Below are 20,981 nucleotides of genomic sequence, written 5' to 3' on the forward strand. Positions count from 1 at the left end.
CATGCTCCGTTCAGCCGCTTGACTTCAGGATGATGGCACTGATGGAGGTTCGCTATGAAAATCTTTAACAATCTGCTTGCCGCATTTCTGGCTGTCGGCCTGTTGATCGGTGCGGGTGCCGCGTCGGCTGCACCGATGATGAACATGACGAAGCCAGAGGTCCAATCATCTGTTCAAACGGTCCGTTATGATCATCGTCGCCACTGGCACGGGTCGCGACATCCCCGGCATCACCACTGGAAATCGCACCGCAGCTACCGGAGCCACTACTGGCGCGGCCATCATCACGGTTGGTACAAGCATCGTCACCACCATCGCCATCACCGCTACTATCGCTGGTGATCGCAGCTCGACGGGAGTGGTAGTCTCATGACCAAACCGTCGCGCAACCTAAAGCCGAGCACCGGCGATATCGCCTGAACCGGCTCTGAAAGGCACCGCAGTTCGAAGGCATGACGGCGTCTGCGACAGCAGGCGCCCTTGTCGTATGGATTTGCAAAGTCTGATGGTTGGCTGCCGGGCGGGTACAAGCCGGAGTTCAGACTGCGGGCAAGGGTAACCTCAAACACCTCGCAAAAGCTGCGCGGTGTTCGCCGCGCATATGCTAAAAGCAACGTCGCGCCTGCCGATTCACGAACAAAATTGTACAATGGCACCGGCGACGACGCTTCGCTTCATATCGGGAGGTCCTCCCGAATTTCATGTCCGGGAGGAGGAAAGCCAGAATGACCTATGATCCTTCGAAAGATGGCGCCGAGATGGATTTCCGGCAGCGCATGTCCTACGGCGACTATTTGCAGATCGATCGGATTCTGACGGCACAGCTCCCGCTCTCATCGGCGCATGATGAAATGCTCTTCATCATCCAGCATCAGACGTCCGAATTGTGGATGAAACTTGCACTATACGAGATCCAGGCAGCCAGGAAGATGATCGCAGCCGATCAAACGCAGGAAGCGTTGAAAATGCTATCCCGTGTGGCTCGGATTTTCGAGCAGTTGAATTCCGCATGGGATGTCTTGAGGACCATGACGCCATCGGAATATACGCGCTTCCGCGACGATCTCGGCCAGTCGTCCGGCTTCCAGTCATGGCAATACCGGTTGATCGAATATGCGGCCGGAAACCGGAATCTCGCAATGCTGAAGCCGCACGAACATCGGCCTGATATTCTGGAGATGCTGGAAGCCGAACTTGCGCGTCCCTCGCTCTATGATGAAGTGTTGCGCCGGCTGGCGCGTACCGGCCTGCCCATGCCGCAGGAGGTGCTGAAGCGGGACTTGCGTCAGGCATGGCAATTCGACGAGGGTGTTATGGCCGTTTGGGTGACGGTCTATCGCGACCCGTCGCGATACTGGGAAGCCTACGAAGTCGGCGAGAAGCTGGTCGACTTCGAAGACTATTTCCGGCGCTGGCGCTTCAACCATGTTACCACGGTCGAGCGCGTGATCGGTTTCAAGCGCGGGACAGGCGGAACAGCCGGGACCTCGTATCTGAAGCGGATGCTGGAGGTGGAACTCTTCCCGGAATTGTGGCGCGTGCGCACTGAACTTTAGCGTGGCTGGAAGCCTGGCCGGCGTTGTCGAAACGTGCAGCTTCACGTCGTGCATGGTTATCGTCTATGCACGCGGTCTGCGACCATCGCCCAATTTTCAAAAGGTAAGCAGAAAGCTGAGGTCGTGATGTGTCTACTTCTATTGACAAATTAAAGTAGAATTAATTGTGCGAGCCTCGCCTTGATATGAAAGGTCGCCGTTCGACCGAATCGGAGTTTTCCGCGGAAAATCGGCGTAACGGGTAAAGTTGGAACAATCCGATGCCGCAAACGTAAGGAGCAAGGAGCGAATATTCGAGGGAGGCGGGATTTGTTCAGCGGAATGACACTGGATTATATCGACGTCGGCCCCGGCCTTTTACGCGTCCGCTACGGCGGCAACGGGCCGCCATTGCTGTTGCTGCACGGCCATCCGCGAACGCATATGACTTGGGGCCATGTCGCAGACCTCTTGTCTCCTCACTTCACGATTGTTTGCCCTGACCTCAGGGGATTTGGGAAGTCTTTCCAGCCCGTTGACAGCGAGGATAGCCGTTATTCTTCGAAACGGGCGAAGGCGCTGGACTGTGTAGCGCTGATGCAGGCTTTAGGTCATCGGACTTTTGCCGTGGCGGGTCATGACCGCGGCAGCTACGTGGCATTCCGCCTTGCCCTCGATCATCCCGAGATCGTCACCAAGGTCGCCGTGATCGACAGCATTCCGATCATCGAGCATCTCGAACGGATGGATTGGCGCTTTGCGCGTGACTGGTATCATTGGTTCTTCTTCGCGCAGCCGGAAAAGCCCGAGCAGGCCATCAATGCCGACCCTCGGGCTTGGTACAGCCGCATTCACCCTGATTTCATGGGGAAAGAGGCCTATGACGATCTGCTGACGGCGATCCACGATCCCGCGGTCGTCCATGGGATGATTGAGGATTATCGGGCAGGATTGACCGTTGATCGGGAAGATGAACTGCAGGACCGCCTTGCCGGTAAACGGATCGCATGCCCGTTGCTTTGCCTTTGGTCGACGAAAGACGATCTGGAATACTTCTTCGGCGATCCGAGGGAAATCTGGCGCTTATGGGCGGTGAATGTCACCGGCCACGGTATCGAAAGCGGTCACCATGTCGCGGAAGAAAATCCGGTCGACCTTGCAAACTCGCTCCAGCGTTTTTTGAGCGAGGAATGAAAAACTGGCCGCGGCTTAAGCTTCATGCAGGACGTGGGCGGCCCTGACAGCTGCTGATGCCCGGTTTTCGACGCCGAGCTTTACATAGATCTGCTCAAGATGCTTGTTCACGGTGCGGGCTGAAAGGCCGAGGATTTCGCCAATATCGCGGTTGGATTTGCCCTTGGCGAGCCACAGCAATACTTCGGATTCGCGCTGCGTCAGCGCAAAATGCCGGCGCAGGGCTTCGTCGTCGGCACGCTGGCTGGTGGCCGTCAGGCGAAAAAGGTATTCGTCGGCGCCGATGGCACCGAGAAAGGTGAATTGCAGCGCCGCTTGGCCGCCATTGTTCATCGAAAGAAGATTGTCGCGAGCAGGACCGAGCCGCTCGCGTTCCAGCATGAAGGCGGCGATATGTTTCGAGGCGAGCTCAAGGCCATCGTCGCTGCCTGTGGCGGCATTGATCAGGCGGGTTGCCTGGGGCGTCGACCAATGGATGGCGCCATTGCCCTTGACCGCCAGGAGATGGCGGCCCGCGGCATCGAGCGCCACCCTGGCGCTTTGAGCCGAGCGGGCATTGCGCAGGTGGACCCGGATGCGGGCGCGCAGTTCGTCGATATTGATCGGCTTGGTGAGATAATCGACGCCGCCGGATTCCAGCGCGTGCACCACATGTTCGGTTTCGGTGAGCCCGGTCATGAAGACGACCGGAATCTGGGCGATGCCGGCATTGGCTTTCAGCCGGCGGCAAGTTTCGAAACCATCCATGACAGGCATGACGGCATCGAGCAGGATGAGATCGGGTGTGATGCGCTCGACGATGTTGAGCGCCGCCGGTCCCGAGGTGGCGATCAGCACGGAAAAGCCGGATTGCTCGAGCGCGTCAGTCAGAAAACCGAGCGCCTCCGGTGAATCGTCCACCAGCAGGACTATATCGCGGGGAAGGGCAGGCTCAGCCAATCTGTTCTACCTTTTCAGTGTCGAAGCTGCGCAGCACTTTCAGGAAACCGTCGAGATCGAAAGCCTGGACATGGGCGCGCAGGGCATCGATGAAGGGTCTGTTTTCTTCAAGTTTCGCAAGATCCGCAAGCTTTGCTTCGATTCCCCTGACATAACCGATCTCGCCGAGCCGCAGCAATTCGCGGACATGCTCGATCCCAGGGCTCTTCAGGGGCGGTGGCGGCTTCGGCGCGGTCGGGATAGAAGCATCGGCATAGATCCATTTTAGCCCGAGATGCAGCGCGAGCTTGTCGCGAAGCTGGCGGATGTCGACCGGTTTGGAGATGGCGTCGTTATGGCTGTCGTCGCTGTCGGTCGCCGCAGCAGCGTCACCGATATTGGCCGACAGCATCAGGATCGGCGCCGTCTGGCCGTTCTCCCTGAGCCGCGACACGAGCTGCCATCCGTTCATGCCGGGCATGGAAATATCGACCAGGAACAGATCCGGCTTGATCCCCTCGATCAGCGTCAGGCAGTCCGGCCCGCCGGCGGCGGTGAGCACGATGAAATCGAGTGGCGACAGTATCTCGCGCATCAGTTCGCGATGATCCTCATTGTCGTCGACGACGACGATGGTGCGGCGTGGACCTTCGTAGCCGACGATACGCTGTTCCTGCGCCGGCGGCTTCATCGGACGGATTACGGCCGACAGCATCAGGCGTACCCTGAAGGTCGAGCCCACGTCCTTCTCACTGGTGACGGAAATCTCGCCGCCGAGCGTATTCGTCAGCAGCTGCGTGATCGTCAGCCCCAGGCCAAGGCCGGGCATAGGGCGTACGCTGTCCGCCTCGCCGCGCTGGAAGGGTTCATAGATGCGGGCGATGTCTTTGGCCGCGATGCCGCGGCCCGTGTCGGAAACGGTGAAGGTTGCGACCTGGTTTCTATAGCCCACCTCGAAGCGAACGGTTCCGGCGTCGGTGAACTTGATGGCGTTGGAGAGCAGGTTGACGAGGATCTGGCGCAATCGCTTCTCGTCGGTGCGGACATAATCGGGCAGAGCTGCGGCGCGCTCGTGGACGAAAGTCAGCCCCTTGGCCTGCGCCTGCGGATGGAACATGTCGACGATCTGATCGAGGAAATCGTGGATATTGATCTCGTTGGAATAGACCTGCAGGCGGCCCGCCTCGATCTTCGAAATGTCCAGCAGCCCGTCGATCAGGCCGGAAAGATGTTCGGCGCTGCGGCGGATGACCTTCAGCGAGGATTGCCTGGGTGCCGGAATGGTCTCGTCGCGCTCCAGGATTTGCGCGTAGCCGAGCACGGCGTTGAGCGGCGTGCGCAATTCGTGGCTGAGGCCCACAACATAGCGGCTCTTGGCGCGGTTTGCCGCCTCTGCCGCCTCCTTGGCACCCTGCAGGGCAGCGTCCGTTTTCTTGTGCGCGGCAATTTCCTTCAAAAGCAGCGTGTTCTGGCGCGAGGATTCCTCTTCGGCGACCACGCGGCTGTCATGGGCAAGCACATAGAACCAGCACGCGACGCCGGCGATGACGGCAAAGACGAAGAAGACGATGAGGATGGTGCGGTCGACCACGGCAGCGGTCTCGGGAGAGGCTGCGCCGACCTGATGCGCGATCATTGCAAGAATAGCGCCCATGGCGGTCAGCGCCAAGACAACGGCAATTCCATAGCGGCCGAGGCGCGTCGCGAGCCTTGCGACGATGCTTTCCGGCAGCAAGGTTTTTGCAACGGTGGCGACCTGCGTGTTGAGCCGAGCCTTCGGCTTGCACATGTCGTGGCAGCGGCTATCGAGCGAACAGCAGAGCGAGCAGATCGGCGCGGCATAGGCCGGACACCAGGCCATGTCCTCCGGCTCGAACGGGTGCTCGCAGACGGAGCAGGTGATGGTGGTCAGGTTCTTCCAGCTCTGCCGCGGCTTGCGGGCGAGATAATATTTGCCCTTGGTGATCCAGGCGATAGCAGGTGACGCGATAAGCGCGACGATCAGGGTGATATAGGGCGCAAGCGAGGCGGCAATCGAACCGAAGGCGCCGAAATGCGCGATGAGAGCGATGGTTGCCGAAAGCGCCATGGCGCCGAGGCCGACCGGATTGATGTCGTAGAGATGCGCGCGTTTGAACTCGATGCCGGGAGGTGCAAGCCCGAGCGGCTTGTTGATGAAGAGATCGGCGGAGACGGTGCAGAGCCAGGCCATGGCGATGATCGAGAAGATGCCAAGCGTCTCCTCCAGCAGCCGGTAGATGCCGAGCTCCATCAATAAGAGCGCGATGGCGACATTGAAGACCAGCCAGATAACGCGGCCTGGATGGCTGTGCGTCAACCGCGAAAAGAAGTTCGACCAGGCGAGCGAGCCGGCATAGGCGTTCATGACGTTGATCTTCAGCTGCGAGATCATCACGAAGGCGGCCATCAACAGCAATGCCGCGTTGTGCCAGGGGATCATGTAGCCGAAGGCGGTCAGATACATCTGTGCCGGATCGGCAGCGCGGTCGGCCGGCACGCCTGACGTCAGCGTCAGGACGACAAGGAAGGAGCCGGCGAGCAGCTTCGGCGCCCCGATAATGACCCATCCGGGTCCAGCGAGGAAGATGGCCAGGCGATGGCGCCATTTGCGGTGACCTTCCGGCGGCAGGAAGCGCAGGAAGTCGGCCTGTTCGCCGATCTGCGACATCAGCGCCAGGATGACGGCGGAAGCGGCGCCGAACTCCACCAGATCGAAAGGAGCGGCGCTGCCCGGCGCGCTTGCGGGATGGTGAATGCCGGCAAAGGCCCGCCAGAGGTCGAATTTTTCCCAGTCGGCAAAGGCGATGAAGACGAAGGGCAGGATGTTGAGAACGATCCAGAAGGGCTGCGTCAGCAGCTGAAACCGGCTGATAAGACGGACACCATGGGTGACGAGCGGGATCACCATGACGGCGCTGATGATGTAGCCGATCCAAACGGGTATGCCGAGCGTCAGCTCCAGCGCGCCGGACATGATCGAGGCTTCGATCGCAAACAGCATGAAGGTGAAGCTGGCATAGATCAGCGAGGTGATGGTCGAGCCGATATAGCCGAAGCTCGCGCCGCGCGTCAGAAGATCGATATCGACGCCATGACGGATCGCATATCGGCTGATCGGCAGGCCGACTGCGAGCATGGCGAGGCTTGCGACGATGATGGCATAGAAGGCGTTGGTGGTGCCGTAGGAGAGCGTGATCGTGCCGCCGATCGCCTCCAGCGCTAGGAAGGAAATGGCGCCGATCGCGGTTTGCGAGATGCGTTGCGAAGAAAACTGGCGGGCGCTCTTGGCGGTGAAACGCAAGGCGTAGTCTTCCAGCGTCTGGTTTGCGACCCAGCGATTGTATTCGCGTCTTACCGGAATGATGCGTTGCCGCGCAGCCATGCTTACCCTTCAGCAGTCCCGCCATCGTCACCTCGGCGGTCCGAAGACGTCGTAACATGGATCGATGCCGTGCTTAAGGGCGTCGGAGTGCCCAAAGCTGCACATTTCGCCCCGGCGTCTACGTCATTTTACGTATGTGGTTTCCTGAGGGCGCGCCGGATAGTCGCGGAAGGCAGCGGCTAATCCTTGTTTACCGGCCGTTGCGGCAGACAAAAAGAGGGGAACCACGGATGAAATTCAAGACTCTCGTCTCCGGCGCGCTGCTCGGCGCCATCATGTCCACCACAGCATTCCACGGCGCTTTCGCAGCCGACGACACCATCAAGGTCGGCGTCCTGCATTCGCTATCCGGCACCATGGCGATTTCGGAAACGACGCTGAAGGATGCCATGCTGATGCTCATCGATGAGCAGAACAAGAAGGGCGGCGTTCTCGGCAAGAAGCTCGAGCCCGTCGTCGTCGACCCGGCCTCCGACTGGCCGCTCTTTGCCGAAAAGGCTCGCGAGCTGATCCAGAAGGACAAGGTCTCGGCCGTATTCGGCTGCTGGACCTCCGTGTCGCGCAAGTCGGTGCTGCCGGTCTTCAAGGAACTGAATTCGATCCTGTTCTATCCGGTGCAGTTCGAAGGTGAAGAGTCCGAGCGTAACGTCTTCTACACCGGCGCCGCTCCCAACCAGCAGGCGATCCCGGCTGTCGACTACTTGATGAAGAACGAAGGCGTACAGCGCTGGGTGCTTGAAGGCACCGACTATGTCTATCCGCGCACGACCAACAAGATCCTCGAAGCCTATCTGAAGTCCAAGGGCGTCAAGGACGAAGACATCATCATCAACTACACGCCGTTCGGCTTCTCGGACTGGCAGACGGAAGTCTCCAAGATCAAGGCTTTCGGCGCGGCCGGCAAGAAGACCGCCGTCGTCTCCACCATCAACGGCGATGCCAACGTTCCCTTCTACAAGGAACTGGGCAACCAGGGCGTCAAGGCTGAAGATATTCCGGTCGTCGCCTTCTCGGTCGGCGAAGAAGAGCTTGCCGGCGTCGACACCAAGCCGCTTGTCGGCCATCTTGCCGCCTGGAACTACTTCCAGTCCGTCGACACGCCCGCCAACGCCGCCTTCATCAAGGAATGGCATGCCTATACCAAGAACGACAAGCGTGTGACCAACGACCCGATGGAAGCCGCCTATATCGGCTTCAACATGTGGGTGAAGGCTGTCGAGAAGGCCGGCACGACCGATCCGGACAAGGTGATCGACGCGCTCGTCGGCGTCTCGGTGCCGAACCTCACCGGCGGTACCGCCACCATGATGCCGAACCACTACATCACTAAGCCGGTCCTGATCGGCGAAGTGCAGGAAAACGGTCAGTTCGACGTCGTTTCACAGACCCCCGCCGTGGTCGGCAAGGAATGGTCCGACTACCTGCCTGACAGCAAGGACCTGATCTCGGATTGGCGTATGCCGATGAACTGCGGCAACTTCAACGTCACCACCGGCAAGTGCGGCGGCAAGGGCTCCTGATTTCAGCCGACGCAAGACCGCCGCGGGCAGGATTTTCTGGCCGCGGCAGCTTGAGGGGACTAGCGCAATGTTCGACAAATTCGTTTACCGTATCGCCCTGGCGTTGATCGCCGGGTTCTGCCTGATGCTGGCGCTGACAGCGACAAGCCTGCGCGCCCAGGAAGACGCCCACGGCCTCATCAATTCCCTCGGCCAAGCCAATTTCCAGAAGGCCGGCGATATCGTCCAAAGCCTTGCGAAGTCAGGCGATCCCAAGGTCGTGCCGGCATTGCAGGCCTTTTCCGACGGTGATCTCTATATAAGAAAATCCGACAATCAGGTGTTTATCGCCAAATCCTCCGGCGACGTGATGGATCTGGTGGATCCTTTGACCGGGCAGGCGGCCGGTCAGGAAGCCAAGGACAATCTCGGCAAGATCAAGATCAACAACAATCTGCGCCGTGCGGTTCGCGCGGCTCTCGGCGGTCTGACGCTGATGAGCCCGGATCGCGCGACGCGGCTAGAGGCGGCGCAATCCATTCTGAAGGCACCGAGTGCGGATTCGCTTGACGCCGTGGAGACGGCACTGCAGAGCGAGAAGGACGCGGACATTCGTGATGTGCTTGAACGCGCAAAAGCGGTTGCCGTGCTTGGCTCGGACCGTCCGATCGAAGACAAAAAGGCGGCGATCGAGACGATCAAGAACGAAGGCGGCCGCGATGCCGTCGGCATTCTCTCGTCGGTTTCCGTCGACGATAGCCTGAAGCCCGATGTGGCTGCCGCCATTGCCAGCATCCAGGATCAACTGAAGTTCTGGGACGCTGTGCAGAACGTCTGGTACGGCTTGTCGCTCGGCTCCGTGCTGCTGCTGGCCGCCATCGGCCTTGCGATTACCTTCGGTGTCATGGGCATCATCAACATGGCGCATGGCGAGATGGTGATGCTCGGCGCTTATTCGACCTTCGTGGTTCAAAGCATCATCCGCACCTCCTATCCCGAACTCTTCGATTGGTCGCTCGCGATCGCTCTTCCGGTCGCCTTCGTCGTCACCGGCGCAGTCGGTCTCGTCATCGAGCGCGGCGTCATCCGCTTCCTCTATGGCCGGCCGCTCGAAACGCTGCTCGCTACCTGGGGCATTTCGCTGATCTTGCAGCAGGCAGTGCGCTCGATCTTTGGGCCGACCAATCAGGAAGTCGGCAACCCCTCCTGGATGTCCGGTTCGTTCGACCTCGGCTATCTCTCGGTCACCTGGAACCGGCTCTGGATCATCGTCTTTTCACTCGGCGTTTTCGTGGCGCTGCTGCTTCTCCTTAAGCGTTCGGCCTTCGGGCTGCAGATGCGGGCGGTGACGCAGAACCGGCGCATGGCGTCTTCGATGGGGATACGCACCTCATGGGTCGATGCCTTCACCTTTGCGCTGGGGTCCGGCATCGCCGGCATGGCGGGTGTGGCGCTCTCGCAGATCGACAACGTCTCTCCGAACCTCGGCCAGGGCTATATTATCGACAGCTTCATGGTCGTGGTGTTCGGCGGTGTCGGCAATCTCTGGGGAACGCTCGTCGGTGCCTTTTCGCTCGGCATTCTCAACAAGTTCCTCGAGCCCTATGCGGGGGCGGTGCTCGGCAAAATCCTCGTTCTCGTCCTCATCATCCTCTTCATCCAGAAACGTCCCCGCGGCCTCTTCGCGCTCAAAGGAAGGGCGGTGGAAGCATGATCACGGCCTTTATCCTTCGCTCGCTCGACCGCCGGATCAGCATCGCCATCGCGATCCTGCTTGCCGTCGCGGTGCTCGTGCCGCTGTCGAACCTGGCTCTGCCGGAAACGAGCGCACTGCATGTGCCGACCTATCTCATGTCGCTCTTCGGCAAGTACCTGACCTATGCGCTGCTCGCCTTGGCGCTCGATCTCGTCTGGGGCTATTGCGGCATTCTCTCGCTCGGCCACGGCGCCTTCTTTGCGCTCGGCGGCTATGCGATGGGCATGTATCTGATGCGGCAGATCGGTTCGCGCGGCACCTACGGCAATCCGATCCTGCCCGACTTCATGGTCTTCCTGAATTGGAAGGACCTGCCCTGGTTCTGGTACGGCTTCGATCATTTCTGGTTCGCCATGCTGATGGTTCTCGCAGCACCCGGCCTGCTTGCCTTCGTCTTCGGCTGGTTTGCCTTCCGTTCGCGCGTCAACGGCGTCTATCTGTCGATCATCACGCAGGCGATGACCTATGCGCTGCTGCTCGCCTTTTTCCGCAACGACATGGGTTTCGGCGGCAATAACGGCCTGACCGATTTCAAGGATATTCTCGGTTTCAACATCCAGGCCGATGGCACCCGCGCCGTGCTTTTTGCCGTCACGGCCGTGTTCCTGGCACTGGCATTGATGCTGTCTTCGGCGATCGTGCGTTCGAAGTTCGGCAAGGTGCTTGTGGGCGTGCGCGACGCCGAAAGCCGTACGCGCTTTCTCGGCTATCGTGTCGAGCATATGAAGCTCTTCGTCTTCGTCGTATCGGCGATGATGGCCGGTATTGCCGGCGCGCTCTACGTGCCGCAGATCGGCATCATCAATCCAGGAGAATTTGCGCCTGCCAATTCGATCGAAGTGGTCATCTGGACCGCAGTCGGCGGCAGAGCGACGCTGATCGGACCGATTATCGGCGCCATCCTCGTCAATGGCGGCAAGACTGTTTTCACCGGCCTGTTCCCCGACTTCTGGCTATTTGCGCTTGGCGGCCTGTTCGTGGCCGTGACGTTGTTCCTGCCGAGGGGCATCGTTGGCACCATCGCGCACTATTTCGGCAAGACACGCCGACCGGCAAGCCCGCCGCCGAAGGCCGCGAAGGATGAAGCCCAAAAGTCCGTGCAGGCTGCGGAGTAGGACCATGATCCCGGATATCAAACCCAACAGCATGCTCTACCTCAACAACGTCTCCGTCTCCTTCGATGGCTTCAAGGCTTTGAACTCGCTGTCGATCGTCATCGAGCCAGGGGAGCTTCGCGCAATCATCGGCCCGAACGGCGCCGGCAAGACGACGATGATGGATATCATCACCGGCAAGACCCGGCCTGACGAGGGCGAGGTATTCTTCAACGGCCAGATCGACCTGACGAAGAAGGACGAGGCTGACATCGCCCAGCTCGGCATCGGTCGCAAGTTTCAGAAGCCGACCGTGTTTGAAAGCCATACCGTCTGGGACAATCTCGAACTGGCGCTCAACCGCAATCGCGGTGTCTTTTCGACGCTCTTCTACCGCCTGACGCCTATCGATCGCGATCGTATCGAAGAAATCCTCGAGACGGTGCGGCTTTCGCATCGTCGCGACGAGCTGGCGGCCAATCTTTCCCACGGCCAGAAGCAGTGGCTGGAGATCGGCATGCTGCTCGCGCAGGAACCAAAGCTGCTTCTGGTCGATGAACCGGTGGCGGGCATGACGGATGCCGAGACGGCGGAAACCGCCGTGCTATTGAAGGAAATCGCCAAGACGCGTTCGGTCGTGGTGGTCGAGCATGACATGGGCTTCATCCGCGATCTCGGCGTCAAGGTGACATGCCTCGCGGAAGGGTCGGTTCTGGCGGAAGGCTCCATCGATTTCGTCAGCAGCGATCCGAAGGTGATCGAGAATTATCTGGGGCGGTAAGATGCTGACAGTCGAAAACGCAAATCTGCATTATGGCGCTGCACAGGCGCTACGTGGCATCTCCATCAAGGCCGAGATGGGCAAGATCACCTGTGTTCTCGGACGTAACGGCGTCGGCAAAAGCTCGCTCCTGCGCGCCGTCACCGGGCAGCATGCCTTGTCGGCCGGCACCGTTGCCTTCAACGGCGTGACGCTGAACGGCATGGCGCCGTTCGCGCGCGCCAAGCAGGGGATTGGCTATGTGCCGCAGGGACGCGAGATCTTTCCGCTTTTGACCGTGAAGGAAAATCTCGAGACCGGTTATGCGCCGCTTTCCCGTCGTGACCGCAATATTCCGGATGACATTTATAGCCTGTTTCCGGTGCTTAAATCCATGCTGTCGCGCCGTGGCGGCGACCTCTCGGGCGGACAGCAGCAGCAACTGGCGATCGGCCGGGCGATGGTGACACGGCCGAAGATTCTCGTCCTGGACGAGCCGACCGAGGGCATCCAGCCGTCGATCATCAAGGATATCGGCCGGGCGATCCGCTATCTCCGGGATTCCACCGGCATGGCGATCCTGCTGGTCGAGCAATATCTCGATTTCTGCCGGGAGCTTGCCGACTACGTTTACATCATGGATCGCGGCGAGATCGTGCATGAAGGTCTGGCTGAAACGCTGGATACAGCCGACGCCCGCAGGCATCTAACCGTTTGAGCAACCGTCGCAGGTTCATTCATCTGAAGCGAGGTGTTGAGAAGGCGATACTACAGTCTAACCCTTGAGAGCTAGGGAGCGGAATTCCCAAATTGATCCGCAGGCCCGCAGGATCCCAGAAACGGTCGATCAAACCTCTCAACTCTTGTGCCGTCATGCGTTCGAGGTGCGGTCCAAATCCTTTGGGCTCTTGCGGTGGTTGAACGGGCGGCCCGCCATTCTCGGCCTACCAAACCCAAATTCAAACCCCTTCGCGCGCAGTCAAGTACGCGACCAGACCGACGTTGACAATCATGCTTTCTTGCGGGGATACAGAGCGTCATGACGGAACACACTCGCGCTACCCATCCAAAGGCGGTCAAGCGGCTCAAGCGCTCTGAAGACTATGTGAATAGCGTCACCAGCATGATCGGGGGCGGCAGGCCGTGTCTTGACATCGCTCGGCAATTATCGGTGGCCGACCGACGAACTCAACACCAATGCGAAATACCTCCGGCGGCATGACCGGCCTATTGGCTTATTTCGGATTGTTCATGGCAGCCTTCGGTGCCGCAACGATCCTGCCGATGCAATCGGAGGCGGTGCTTGCTGGCCTGCTTCTGACCGGAAGATACTCCGCGGTCTGGCTGGTGGTTACCGCCGGCGTCGGCAATATTCTGGGTTCGCTCGTCAATTGGATGCTGGGAAGGGGGATCGAACGATTTCGACAGTGCCGTTGGTTCCCTGTTGGTGAGGATACCCTCGATCGTGCGCAGGCATGGTATCGAAAATATGGAAAATGGTCTCTGCTTGCGAGCTGGGTGCCCATCGTCGGAGATCCGATAACGGTGGTCGCCGGCGTTCTGCGCGAGCCGTTGCCAACCTTCCTGCTGCTGGGGACGATTGCCAAGCTCGGACGTTACGTCATCGTGGCGCTGGCAACGATGAATCTGGCATGACATCCGACGAACGGACGTCGGCCGCCCCGCCATCGTTGCCGTCCGGCTCCACCTCGCTATTCCTCATCGGGCATATGAGAATCGACGCCGAGCGTTTCGAGGTTGTTATGTACGCCCACGACACCCGGAACCGTCAGAACGATCTCCTCGAGATTGCGTGCCAGCGAAATCGTCTCGACGCGCCCCTCCAGCGTGATAATCCCGTCGACGGAATGCACTTCGATGTTGTCGGTAACGACTTTGCCGCTCTCTTCGAGCCGCTCGGTGATCTGTGCCTCTAACTCATCGTCGTCAATTCTGCTGGCTGGCAAGGGAACGGCCGTATCCACCCTCTCCTCGCGACCTGACGCGTCGGCGGTATCTACGGTGAATCCTGTACTCGGATCTTCGTCGAAATTGGCCGGTGTGTCGCCGTAGGGAGTATTGTCGGGATGGCTTTCCAACGGATTGCCATGGACATCCGAATAGGGCCAGCCCTCTCGAATTTCCCGATCCTCGTAATCGCGATAGTCTTCTTCGCGAGACAACGGGTTTGGTTTACGTGGCGGTGCCATATTGACCTCCTTACAGCCACCTATCATCTGGAATGATCTAACAGCAGCAATGGGGAAATGTTCCTTCGCTTGGCCGACGCAGGTCTTCGATCGACCCAATTCGTCGTGGCATCTGGCCGTTTGGCGAAGATTTGCGGCAGGTTGCCGCTCAGTCAGCAGCTAAAGCGGCGTCGGTTGAAATCGCTATCTGCCTCCCGTCCGGGATTGAATACGAATCCCGATGGCTTGGGAATCTGAAATCGAACGCCGCATTTCCTGGTCCTGGGTGTCCGCGAACCTGACCGCTAGTCCCGACAGAAGTGCTTGCGCGTTCGCGATCCGACGAAAAACGGAAATGCTCTAGAACCGTTCCATCTCTTGACCGACCTTCGTCAGAAATCGGCTACGGGATATGTCGGTCGAGCGGTTCATGTCGTAGTGAGCAAGGAAGACGACCGGGGCGAAGGGTTTGATCTGAGCGCGCAGCACGCGCTTGACGATCTTCTTCGGCGGATTGCCGGCGATGAAGGCGCGAAACGGATCGGCGCCATAGGTCAAGACAGCGCCGAGCTTGCGGATATGCTGCAGCTTTGAGCGCACCTTGCCGTCGACGAGTTCGAAGGAGACGCCCGGAAGCCAGACCCTATCGAAATAGCCCTTGAGAATGGCCGGAAAGCCGAAATTCCAGACCGGGGTGACGATCACCAAAGCCTCGGCGCGCGCCAGCCGCTCGACATAGGATTTGACCGCCTCGGTATTGTCCGGATAATCATGGTAGATCATGCGGTCGCGACGCGACAGCACGGGATCGAAACCTTCCGCGTAAAGATTGCAATCGTCCACCTCGTGGCCGGCGCTCTTCAGGCTTTCAATGGTTTTACGGTGCAGGGCTGCACCGTAGCTTTCCTCGACCGGATGGGAATGAAGGACCAGAACCTTCATGAAGCCTCCATCAGCGCCGCAAGGCCGGGGAAGAGATAGTTCTTGCCGGATTCGAAGTCGAAATTCGGGTCGTCCCAGGCGATCATCTTGCCGGGATTGAGCAGGCCCTTTGGATCTGTTTCTTTCTTGAAGGCAAGTTGGACCGCATCCGTCTGCTTCATGCCGCCTTCCTCCAGCGTATAGCGATGCGGATTGAAGATCGGGCAGCCGTGATCCTGGTGAATCCTAATGATCTCTTCAAGCCGAGCCTCAGACGTATAGCGAACCAGCGGCAGGCCCGAGCATTGGATCTGACCGTCGAACCTGATGAATTCGAGATGGCCGGGCACCTCGTCGCCGAAGATTTCCACCATCTTCCGGACCTTGGCGACATGATCCGGCCCGGGATACTGCACCTGCAGATAGGTGATCGACGGATCGACCTTCAGGGCGCGCAGTGTGGTGTGGTTCCAGGCAAGCTCATAGGCATGCGGAATGCCTTTCATGCTCTCGACCGTGTCGGAGCGGAAGGTGATTTCACCCTTCTGCTGCATGGTGAAGGCGACGAAAGGGTCCATCGAATGCGGCGCAATCATCAGCGCCACGATCGATTGCCCTTGACGGATGTAGGACTTATGGCGGGTAAAATAATCTTGCGGGATGGGAGCGGCAATCGGAGCGATCTCCTTGACCAGAATGCCGTTGCACTTGGCAAGCGCGTCGGAAAAGCGCACTGCGTCCATGAAGTCGTCGTAGCCGACCAGCACGTCGATCCAATCATAGGCCGGCGCCAGCGGCATTTCGATTTCGGTGATGATGCCGTTGGTGCCGTAGGCATGGCTGACCTTGGTCAGATCCCAGCCGGTGAGATCGAGCGTGCGGGGTTCGGCTTCCATCGTCACGACGCGCAGCCGCAGGATGTTGCCGAGATCGCGCAGACCGCCCCAGGTGATAGAGCCGACGCCGCCCGAACCGCCGGCGATGAAGCCGCCGATGGTCGCCATCTGCGCGGTCGAGGGGTGAAAGCGCAGTTCCTGGCCCGAATGGGCCTTGGTCTGCCGGTCGAGCTCGGCAATGACGATGCCGGGCTCGCAGATGACGCGACCGGGATGGATCTCCTTGATCCTGTTCATGGCGGCAAGGTTGAGCACGATGCCGCCGGAAAGCGGCATGGCCTGGCCGTAATTGCCGGTGCCGGCGCCGCGCGGCGTGACGGGGACGTCATGCGCATAGGCGACCTTGAGCGTCCGGATCACCTCCTCCTCGGTTTTCGGGGTGACGACGAGATCGGCCGTGACATTGTCGAGCTGCGCCTTCAGGATCGGCGAATACCAGTAGAAGTCACGGCTTTTCTGGCGTACGAGCGCCGGATTGTCTTCGACGGCAATACCTTCGAGTTCTTTCTTGATGCGCTGATAATCCGGCATGTCAGGCTCCAATGACGCTGTCGAGTTCACGATAATCCGGCAGACTGCGATCGATCACCTTGCCCTTGCGAAGGACGACGCGATCGGACTGCGGACGAGAGAGGAATTCGCTCCAGCGCCGCGCGCTGAATAGCACGAGGTCGGCCGGGCTGCCGACGGCGATCCGCCCGATATCCGGGCGGCCAAGTATCTCTGCGGGCGAGGTGGTGATGACCCTTGCAGCCGTATCCAGCGGATGGTCGAGATGCAAGATGCGCACGGCTTCCCGGAACACTTCCACCGGATCGAGATCGCCATAGGCATAGAAGGGGTCGCGGGTGTTGTCGGAGGCGACGGCCGTGGGAACACCGGCGGCGGCAAGCTCGTGCAGAAGCGTGACGCCGCGCCAGCGTGGTGTACGGCCGGCATGGCGGTCCTGCAGGTACATGTTGCACATCGGCAGCGAAACGATGGAGATCCCGGCCTTGGCAACGAGATCGATGGTGGCGCGCGCGACATCTTCATCCTGCCGGGCAAGCGAGCAGCAATGGCCGGCGGTGATCTTGCCCTGGTAGCCATTTCGCAACACGGCTTCGGCAATCGCGTGAAGCGTCAGCACCTGCTTGTCTTCGGTTTCATCGACATGCAGGTCGACATCGAGGCCGTTGTCGGCGGCGGCGCGCAACAACTTGTCAAGCTGAGCATCGAGATCGGGGTTCATCTGGGTGACACCGCCCATCAACCCGCCTGCCTCGCGCACGACGCGAAGCAGGTCGGCGAAAAAGGCATCATCGACCATGTTGTCGAGCGGAAAGAGAGCGACAGCCTGCAGCGCGATCTTGCTCTTCCAGGACTCGCGGACCGAGGTGAAGACCTCGAAGGAAATGCGGTGCTGCGGCGCCAGCGAATCCAGATGGGTGCGGATCAGGCCGGTGCCATGCGCGTAAGCCGAGCGCAGCGAGAATTCCATGCGCTTGCGCACGTCCTCGGCCGACCAATTGGCCTCGCGGTCGGCGCGCACGGCGTCGAGCGCACCCATGAAACTGCCGTCCGGGTTAGAACGCCGCTCCCATATATGGCCTTTATCGAGATGGGTGTGCATGTCGGCGAAAGTCGGCCAGACCATACCTTCCTTCATATCGACTTTGGCATATTCGACTGGCGCGGTGCCAGGCGCCAGAATACCGCTGACGAGACCGTCGGTGACGACGATATCGGCCTTGACGAGACCCTCGTTGGCAGGCGTCTTGGAACCGGAAAGCGTCACGGCTGGGATGGTGGCATTGCTCAGCACGAAGCGGGCGGCGTTCGGCGGCGACATGAAGGCGTGTGACATCAGTTCTCCCGCTTGAGGCTGCTTTCATGCCAGCGATGCAGGCTCAGCCATGAGATGAAAGAGGTAAAGGCGAAGATTGCAACGCCAAGCGCCGATAGCAGCAGGAGTGCTGCAAAGAGACGCGGCATGTTTTGGCGGTATTGCGCCTCCAGCAGTCGAAAGGCGAGGCCGGAGTTGGGGCCGCCCGAACCAGCGGCGAATTCGGCAACGACCGATGCGATCAGCGAGAGGCCGCCGCCGATCCTCAGGCCCGTCATGAAATAGGGCTGGGCGGCAGGCAGCTTCAGATGCAGCAAGGCCTGCCAGCGCGAAGCGCCATAGAGATCGAAGAGGTTGAGCAGGTTATGGTCGACGCTCTTCAATCCCTGCACCATGTTGGAGAGGATCGGAAAGAAGGCGACGAGGAAGCCGCAGATCAGAAGTGCGGCCTCGCGCGTCGGTGCATAGATCAGGATCAGCGGCGCAATCGCGACGATCGGCGTTACCTGAAGGATGACGGCCAGCGGATAGAAGGCAAGTTCGATCCAGCGGGACTGCACGAGGAAGATCGCAAAGCCGACGCCGCCGATCAGCGCCAGCACGAGGGATATGAAGGTAATCTCAGTCGTCACCCACAGAGCCGGCCAAAGGATGCCCCAGTCGGAAACGAGCGCCTTGGCGACGGCGATGGGGCTTGGCAGAATATATTGCGGAATGCCGGTGCCGACGACCAGAAGCTGCCAGAGGACAAGAAGCGCAAGGACGGTCAGGATGGGCACGAAGATGCCAAGCGTGCGTTCGATACTGCGCTTTCTGGCTGCATCTGCCGCCGGCGCATCGGCCGATTCAACGGAAAGAGTGGCGGGCAGGCTGGTGCTGTCGCTCATCAATGGGCCTCCGGCCAGCCGATGGCCTCGATCAGGGAACGGGACACTTTTTCGCACACCTGCCGATATTCTTCCGACGAACGATAAAGCGGATCGCGCTCGCCGCTGGTTTTCAGCGGAAAATCGCTATGAACGCGGCCCGGTCGTGCCTTCATGACGACGATACGATTGGAGAGATAGGCAGACTCATAGACCGAATGCGTGACGAAGATGACTGTAATGCCGGTCTTCTGCCAAAGGTTGAGAACATCGTCGTTCAGTTTCTGTCGGGTAATTTCGTCGAGTGCCGCAAAGGGCTCGTCCATCAACAGCAGCTTCGGCTTCGTCACCAAGGCGCGGGCGATCGAAACGCGCATCTTCATGCCGCCGGACAATTCGCGCGGATAGGCTTGCGCAAAATCCTGGAGGCCGACCGTTGCCAGCGTTTCCATGATCTGGTCGTGAGCGGCCGCTTTCGAAATACCCCTGAGCTTCAAGGGCAGATGGACGTTGCCGAGCACCGTCTTCCAAGGAAGCAGCGTCGGCTCTTGGAAGACAAAGCTGATATCGCCCTCCGGCAGGCCCTTGGCGTTGATACGTGAACTCGGCCAATCGATCCTGCCACTGGAGGCACCACCAAGGCCTGCGATGATGCGCAAGGCCGTCGACTTGCCGCAACCGGAAGGGCCGAGCAGGCTGATGAACTCGCCGCTTTCCACGTTGAGCGACATGCCCGATAGCGCCAGCGTGCCATTGGAGAAGACCTTGGAGACCTGTTCCATGACGACGAGCGGCCGCTTGCGCATTTCCGCGGAGGGGACAGTGGTTGCTTTGGATAAGCTCATATCCGGTTCTCTGTCGAAATCAGCAATTGGGTTTGGAGCAAGAAGTTCCCCTCACCCTAGCCCGCTCCCTGCTTGCGGGGAGAGGGGACGATCGTGTTCGTGGCACTCATTACAATCACAACAGCCTGTGACGGCAGTTGCTGCTTTCGCGGTTCAGTGGTGGCGCTTCTTGCTCGGTCGCTCCCTCTCCCCGCAAGCGGGGTGAGGGGGCTGCCCCGCGCCAATGTTACTTCTTCAGCGACATCCCGATGCCCTTGCAGACGAACTGCGTATCGAAGGCCTTCTTGTAGTCGATGTCGGCATCGAAGAGCTTGATCTGGACCATCTCGTCGAAGAACTTCTTGTAGTGGGCCTCAGTGATGCAGCCGATGCCCTTTTCGAGGGCCTCGCCGGATTCGACGATGCCATATTCCTTCATCTTGGCGATGGAATAGGCGATCTGACCATCCGTCATATCGGGATTGTCTTTCTTGATCAGTTCGTTGGCCGCCTTGTTGTCGCCGTAGAGATAATTGTACCAGCCCTCGATCGAGGCATTGACGAAACGTTGCACGAGATCCGGGTTCTTGTCGACCAGCGCCTTCTGCGCGGTGATCATCGTCGAATAGGGCGAGTAGCCGGCATCCGCGATCAGGAAGACCTTCGGCTTCCAGCCGGCCTGCTTCTCGATCTCATAGGGCTCTGAGGTGACGTAACCCTGTTGCGCGGACTGCTTGTCTGCGAGGAAGGGTGCCGGGCTGAAATTGTAGGGCTTGAATTGTTCGTCCTTGAAGCCCGAGAAGTTCGCCTTCATCCACTCGAAATAGGTGATGTAGCCATCCTTGCTCAGGAAAAGCGTCGGCAGCTTGGCAAGATCCTCGAATTTTTCCACGCCGGCATCCGGATGGGCGATCAGCACCTGCGGATCCTTCTGGAAGATGGCGGCGACGTCAACGATCGGAATGCCCTGTTTGACCGCATCGATCTCCTGCTGCGGGCCGCCCATGTAGAAATCCAGCTTGCCGGAGATCAGTAGGGCCGAATTGGCCGCGTTGGGGCCGCCCTGGACGATCGTGACATCAAGGCCGTATTTCTTGTAGGTGCCGTCGGCCACCGCCTGGTAGAAACCGCCGTGCTCGGCTTGCGCAAGCCAGTTCGTGCCGTAGCTGACTTTATCGAGCGCATTTGCAGGCTCGGCGGCCATAATCGCGGCGGCAAGCCCCATGGCGGCAAAGAATGTTTTTGTGTTCAAGGCTTTATACATGGCTGACTATTCCCCTTATCTGCCATGGGACGTCGTG

At 59.6% G+C, this 20,981-nt stretch carries 17 protein-coding genes and 2 pseudogenes; 10 read left to right on the forward strand and 9 right to left on the reverse strand.

The features are described 5' to 3' along the window. The first annotated feature begins 54 nt into the window (after positions 1-54). From FHT73_RS11435 to FHT73_RS11445, 3 genes are all read left to right on the forward strand, one after another. On the forward strand, positions 55-342 hold the full coding sequence (locus FHT73_RS11435; RefSeq protein WP_183711676.1) for a hypothetical protein: 288 nt from the start codon (positions 55-57) through the stop codon (positions 340-342). Positions 343-725: 383 nt separating this feature from the next. After that, positions 726-1,556 carry a tryptophan 2,3-dioxygenase gene (gene kynA, locus FHT73_RS11440; protein WP_112608942.1) on the forward strand — a complete coding sequence of 277 codons (831 nt, stop codon included), beginning with the start codon at positions 726-728 and terminating at the stop codon, positions 1,554-1,556. 309 nt (positions 1,557-1,865) lie between these two features. Further along, positions 1,866-2,729, forward strand: coding sequence for an alpha/beta hydrolase (locus tag FHT73_RS11445; RefSeq protein WP_112337773.1), 864 nt, complete (start codon positions 1,866-1,868; stop codon positions 2,727-2,729). A gap of 15 nt (positions 2,730-2,744) precedes the next feature. On the opposite strand, the gene FHT73_RS11450 is transcribed toward FHT73_RS11445, so the two are convergent. After that, positions 2,745-3,668: a response regulator transcription factor gene (locus tag FHT73_RS11450; RefSeq protein WP_015343271.1), complete on the reverse strand. Its 924-nt coding sequence runs from the start codon at positions 3,666-3,668 to the stop codon at positions 2,745-2,747. Then, positions 3,661-7,050, reverse strand: coding sequence for an ATP-binding protein (locus FHT73_RS11455; RefSeq protein WP_183711678.1), 3,390 nt, complete (start codon positions 7,048-7,050; stop codon positions 3,661-3,663). Before FHT73_RS11455 ends, FHT73_RS11450 begins: the two co-directional genes overlap by 8 nt. Positions 7,051-7,280: 230 nt before the next feature. Between FHT73_RS11455 and urtA the strand changes: the two genes are divergently transcribed. From urtA to FHT73_RS11490, 7 genes and pseudogenes are all read left to right on the forward strand, one after another. After that, a complete protein-coding gene (gene urtA / locus FHT73_RS11460) occupies positions 7,281-8,570 on the forward strand; it encodes an urea ABC transporter substrate-binding protein (RefSeq protein WP_112337771.1) in 1,290 nt (429 codons plus the stop codon). Between the two features lie 67 nt (positions 8,571-8,637). Further along, positions 8,638-10,263, forward strand: a complete 1,626-nt coding sequence (gene urtB, locus FHT73_RS11465; protein ID WP_112608946.1) for an urea ABC transporter permease subunit UrtB — start codon at positions 8,638-8,640, stop codon at positions 10,261-10,263. After that, positions 10,260-11,327: pseudogene (gene urtC / locus FHT73_RS11470) on the forward strand (urea ABC transporter permease subunit UrtC); the annotation flags it as partial. The gene urtB and the pseudogene urtC, both read left to right, overlap by 4 nt. Before the next feature lie 97 nt (positions 11,328-11,424). Next, positions 11,425-12,180, forward strand: coding sequence for an urea ABC transporter ATP-binding protein UrtD (gene urtD / locus FHT73_RS11475; protein ID WP_112337768.1), 756 nt, complete (start codon positions 11,425-11,427; stop codon positions 12,178-12,180). A 1-nt stretch (position 12,181) separates the two neighbouring features. Next, positions 12,182-12,877: an urea ABC transporter ATP-binding subunit UrtE gene (gene urtE, locus FHT73_RS11480; RefSeq protein ID WP_112412496.1), complete on the forward strand. Its 696-nt coding sequence runs from the start codon at positions 12,182-12,184 to the stop codon at positions 12,875-12,877. 321 nt (positions 12,878-13,198) lie between these two features. Beyond that, positions 13,199-13,327 (forward strand): annotated as a pseudogene (locus tag FHT73_RS11485) (metal-sensing transcriptional repressor); the annotation flags it as partial. A 50-nt stretch (positions 13,328-13,377) separates the two neighbouring features. After that, entirely contained in the window at positions 13,378-13,815 is a 438-nt protein-coding gene (locus tag FHT73_RS11490; protein ID WP_183711843.1) for a YqaA family protein, read from the forward strand. 56 nt (positions 13,816-13,871) lie between these two features. Here the strand turns inward: FHT73_RS11490 and FHT73_RS11495 are convergent, their stop codons facing one another. The 7 genes from FHT73_RS11495 to FHT73_RS11525 all read right to left on the reverse strand — a co-directional run bounded on the left by FHT73_RS11495 (position 13,872) and on the right by FHT73_RS11525 (position 20,944). Next, positions 13,872-14,369, reverse strand: coding sequence for a BON domain-containing protein (locus FHT73_RS11495; protein ID WP_112608954.1), 498 nt, complete (start codon positions 14,367-14,369; stop codon positions 13,872-13,874). Between the two features lie 339 nt (positions 14,370-14,708). Further along, the gene (locus tag FHT73_RS11500) at positions 14,709-15,290 is read right to left on the reverse strand and encodes an NAD(P)H-dependent oxidoreductase (RefSeq protein ID WP_112608956.1); all 582 of its coding nucleotides are present in this window, start codon (positions 15,288-15,290) and stop codon (positions 14,709-14,711) included. After that, positions 15,287-16,696, reverse strand: a complete 1,410-nt coding sequence (locus tag FHT73_RS11505) for an FAD-binding oxidoreductase (protein ID WP_183711680.1) — start codon at positions 16,694-16,696, stop codon at positions 15,287-15,289. The genes FHT73_RS11500 and FHT73_RS11505 overlap by 4 nt, the downstream gene beginning before the upstream one ends. 1 nt (position 16,697) lies before the next feature. After that, positions 16,698-18,011, reverse strand: a complete 1,314-nt coding sequence (locus FHT73_RS11510) for a cytosine deaminase (protein WP_183711682.1) — start codon at positions 18,009-18,011, stop codon at positions 16,698-16,700. Then, a complete protein-coding gene (locus FHT73_RS11515; protein WP_112608962.1) occupies positions 18,011-18,877 on the reverse strand; it encodes an ABC transporter permease in 867 nt (288 codons plus the stop codon). The genes FHT73_RS11510 and FHT73_RS11515 overlap by 1 nt, the downstream gene beginning before the upstream one ends. Beyond that, complete coding sequence (locus FHT73_RS11520) at positions 18,877-19,701, reverse strand: ABC transporter ATP-binding protein (protein ID WP_112608964.1); 825 nt, start codon at positions 19,699-19,701, stop codon at positions 18,877-18,879. Before FHT73_RS11520 ends, FHT73_RS11515 begins: the two co-directional genes overlap by 1 nt. 226 nt (positions 19,702-19,927) lie before the next feature. Next, on the reverse strand, positions 19,928-20,944 hold the full coding sequence (locus tag FHT73_RS11525; protein ID WP_112608966.1) for an ABC transporter substrate-binding protein: 1,017 nt from the start codon (positions 20,942-20,944) through the stop codon (positions 19,928-19,930). Positions 20,945-20,981 lie beyond the last annotated feature (37 nt).

The organism is Rhizobium sp. BK098 (genome assembly GCF_014193155.1).
Taxonomy (GTDB): Bacteria; Pseudomonadota; Alphaproteobacteria; order Rhizobiales; family Rhizobiaceae; genus Rhizobium.

Excerpts from the sequence above, each read along its gene's own strand:
- FHT73_RS11435 (WP_183711676.1), top strand. The coding sequence starts at position 55 with ATGAAAATCTTTAACAATCTGCTTGCCGCATTTCTGGCTGTCGGCCTG.
- FHT73_RS11490 (WP_183711843.1), top strand. The coding sequence starts at position 13,378 with ATGACCGGCCTATTGGCTTATTTCGGATTGTTCATGGCAGCCTTCGGT.
- urtB (WP_112608946.1), top strand. The coding sequence starts at position 8,638 with ATGTTCGACAAATTCGTTTACCGTATCGCCCTGGCGTTGATCGCCGGG.
- FHT73_RS11510 (WP_183711682.1), bottom strand. The coding sequence starts at position 18,011 with ATGTCACACGCCTTCATGTCGCCGCCGAACGCCGCCCGCTTCGTGCTG.
- FHT73_RS11520 (WP_112608964.1), bottom strand. The coding sequence starts at position 19,701 with ATGAGCTTATCCAAAGCAACCACTGTCCCCTCCGCGGAAATGCGCAAG.
- urtA (WP_112337771.1), top strand. The coding sequence starts at position 7,281 with ATGAAATTCAAGACTCTCGTCTCCGGCGCGCTGCTCGGCGCCATCATG.
- FHT73_RS11525 (WP_112608966.1), bottom strand. The coding sequence starts at position 20,944 with ATGTATAAAGCCTTGAACACAAAAACATTCTTTGCCGCCATGGGGCTT.
- FHT73_RS11515 (WP_112608962.1), bottom strand. The coding sequence starts at position 18,877 with ATGAGCGACAGCACCAGCCTGCCCGCCACTCTTTCCGTTGAATCGGCC.
- urtE (WP_112412496.1), top strand. The coding sequence starts at position 12,182 with ATGCTGACAGTCGAAAACGCAAATCTGCATTATGGCGCTGCACAGGCG.
- FHT73_RS11455 (WP_183711678.1), bottom strand. The coding sequence starts at position 7,050 with ATGGCTGCGCGGCAACGCATCATTCCGGTAAGACGCGAATACAATCGC.
- FHT73_RS11500 (WP_112608956.1), bottom strand. The coding sequence starts at position 15,290 with ATGAAGGTTCTGGTCCTTCATTCCCATCCGGTCGAGGAAAGCTACGGT.
- urtD (WP_112337768.1), top strand. The coding sequence starts at position 11,425 with ATGATCCCGGATATCAAACCCAACAGCATGCTCTACCTCAACAACGTC.
- kynA (WP_112608942.1), top strand. The coding sequence starts at position 726 with ATGACCTATGATCCTTCGAAAGATGGCGCCGAGATGGATTTCCGGCAG.
- FHT73_RS11495 (WP_112608954.1), bottom strand. The coding sequence starts at position 14,369 with ATGGCACCGCCACGTAAACCAAACCCGTTGTCTCGCGAAGAAGACTAT.
- FHT73_RS11505 (WP_183711680.1), bottom strand. The coding sequence starts at position 16,696 with ATGCCGGATTATCAGCGCATCAAGAAAGAACTCGAAGGTATTGCCGTC.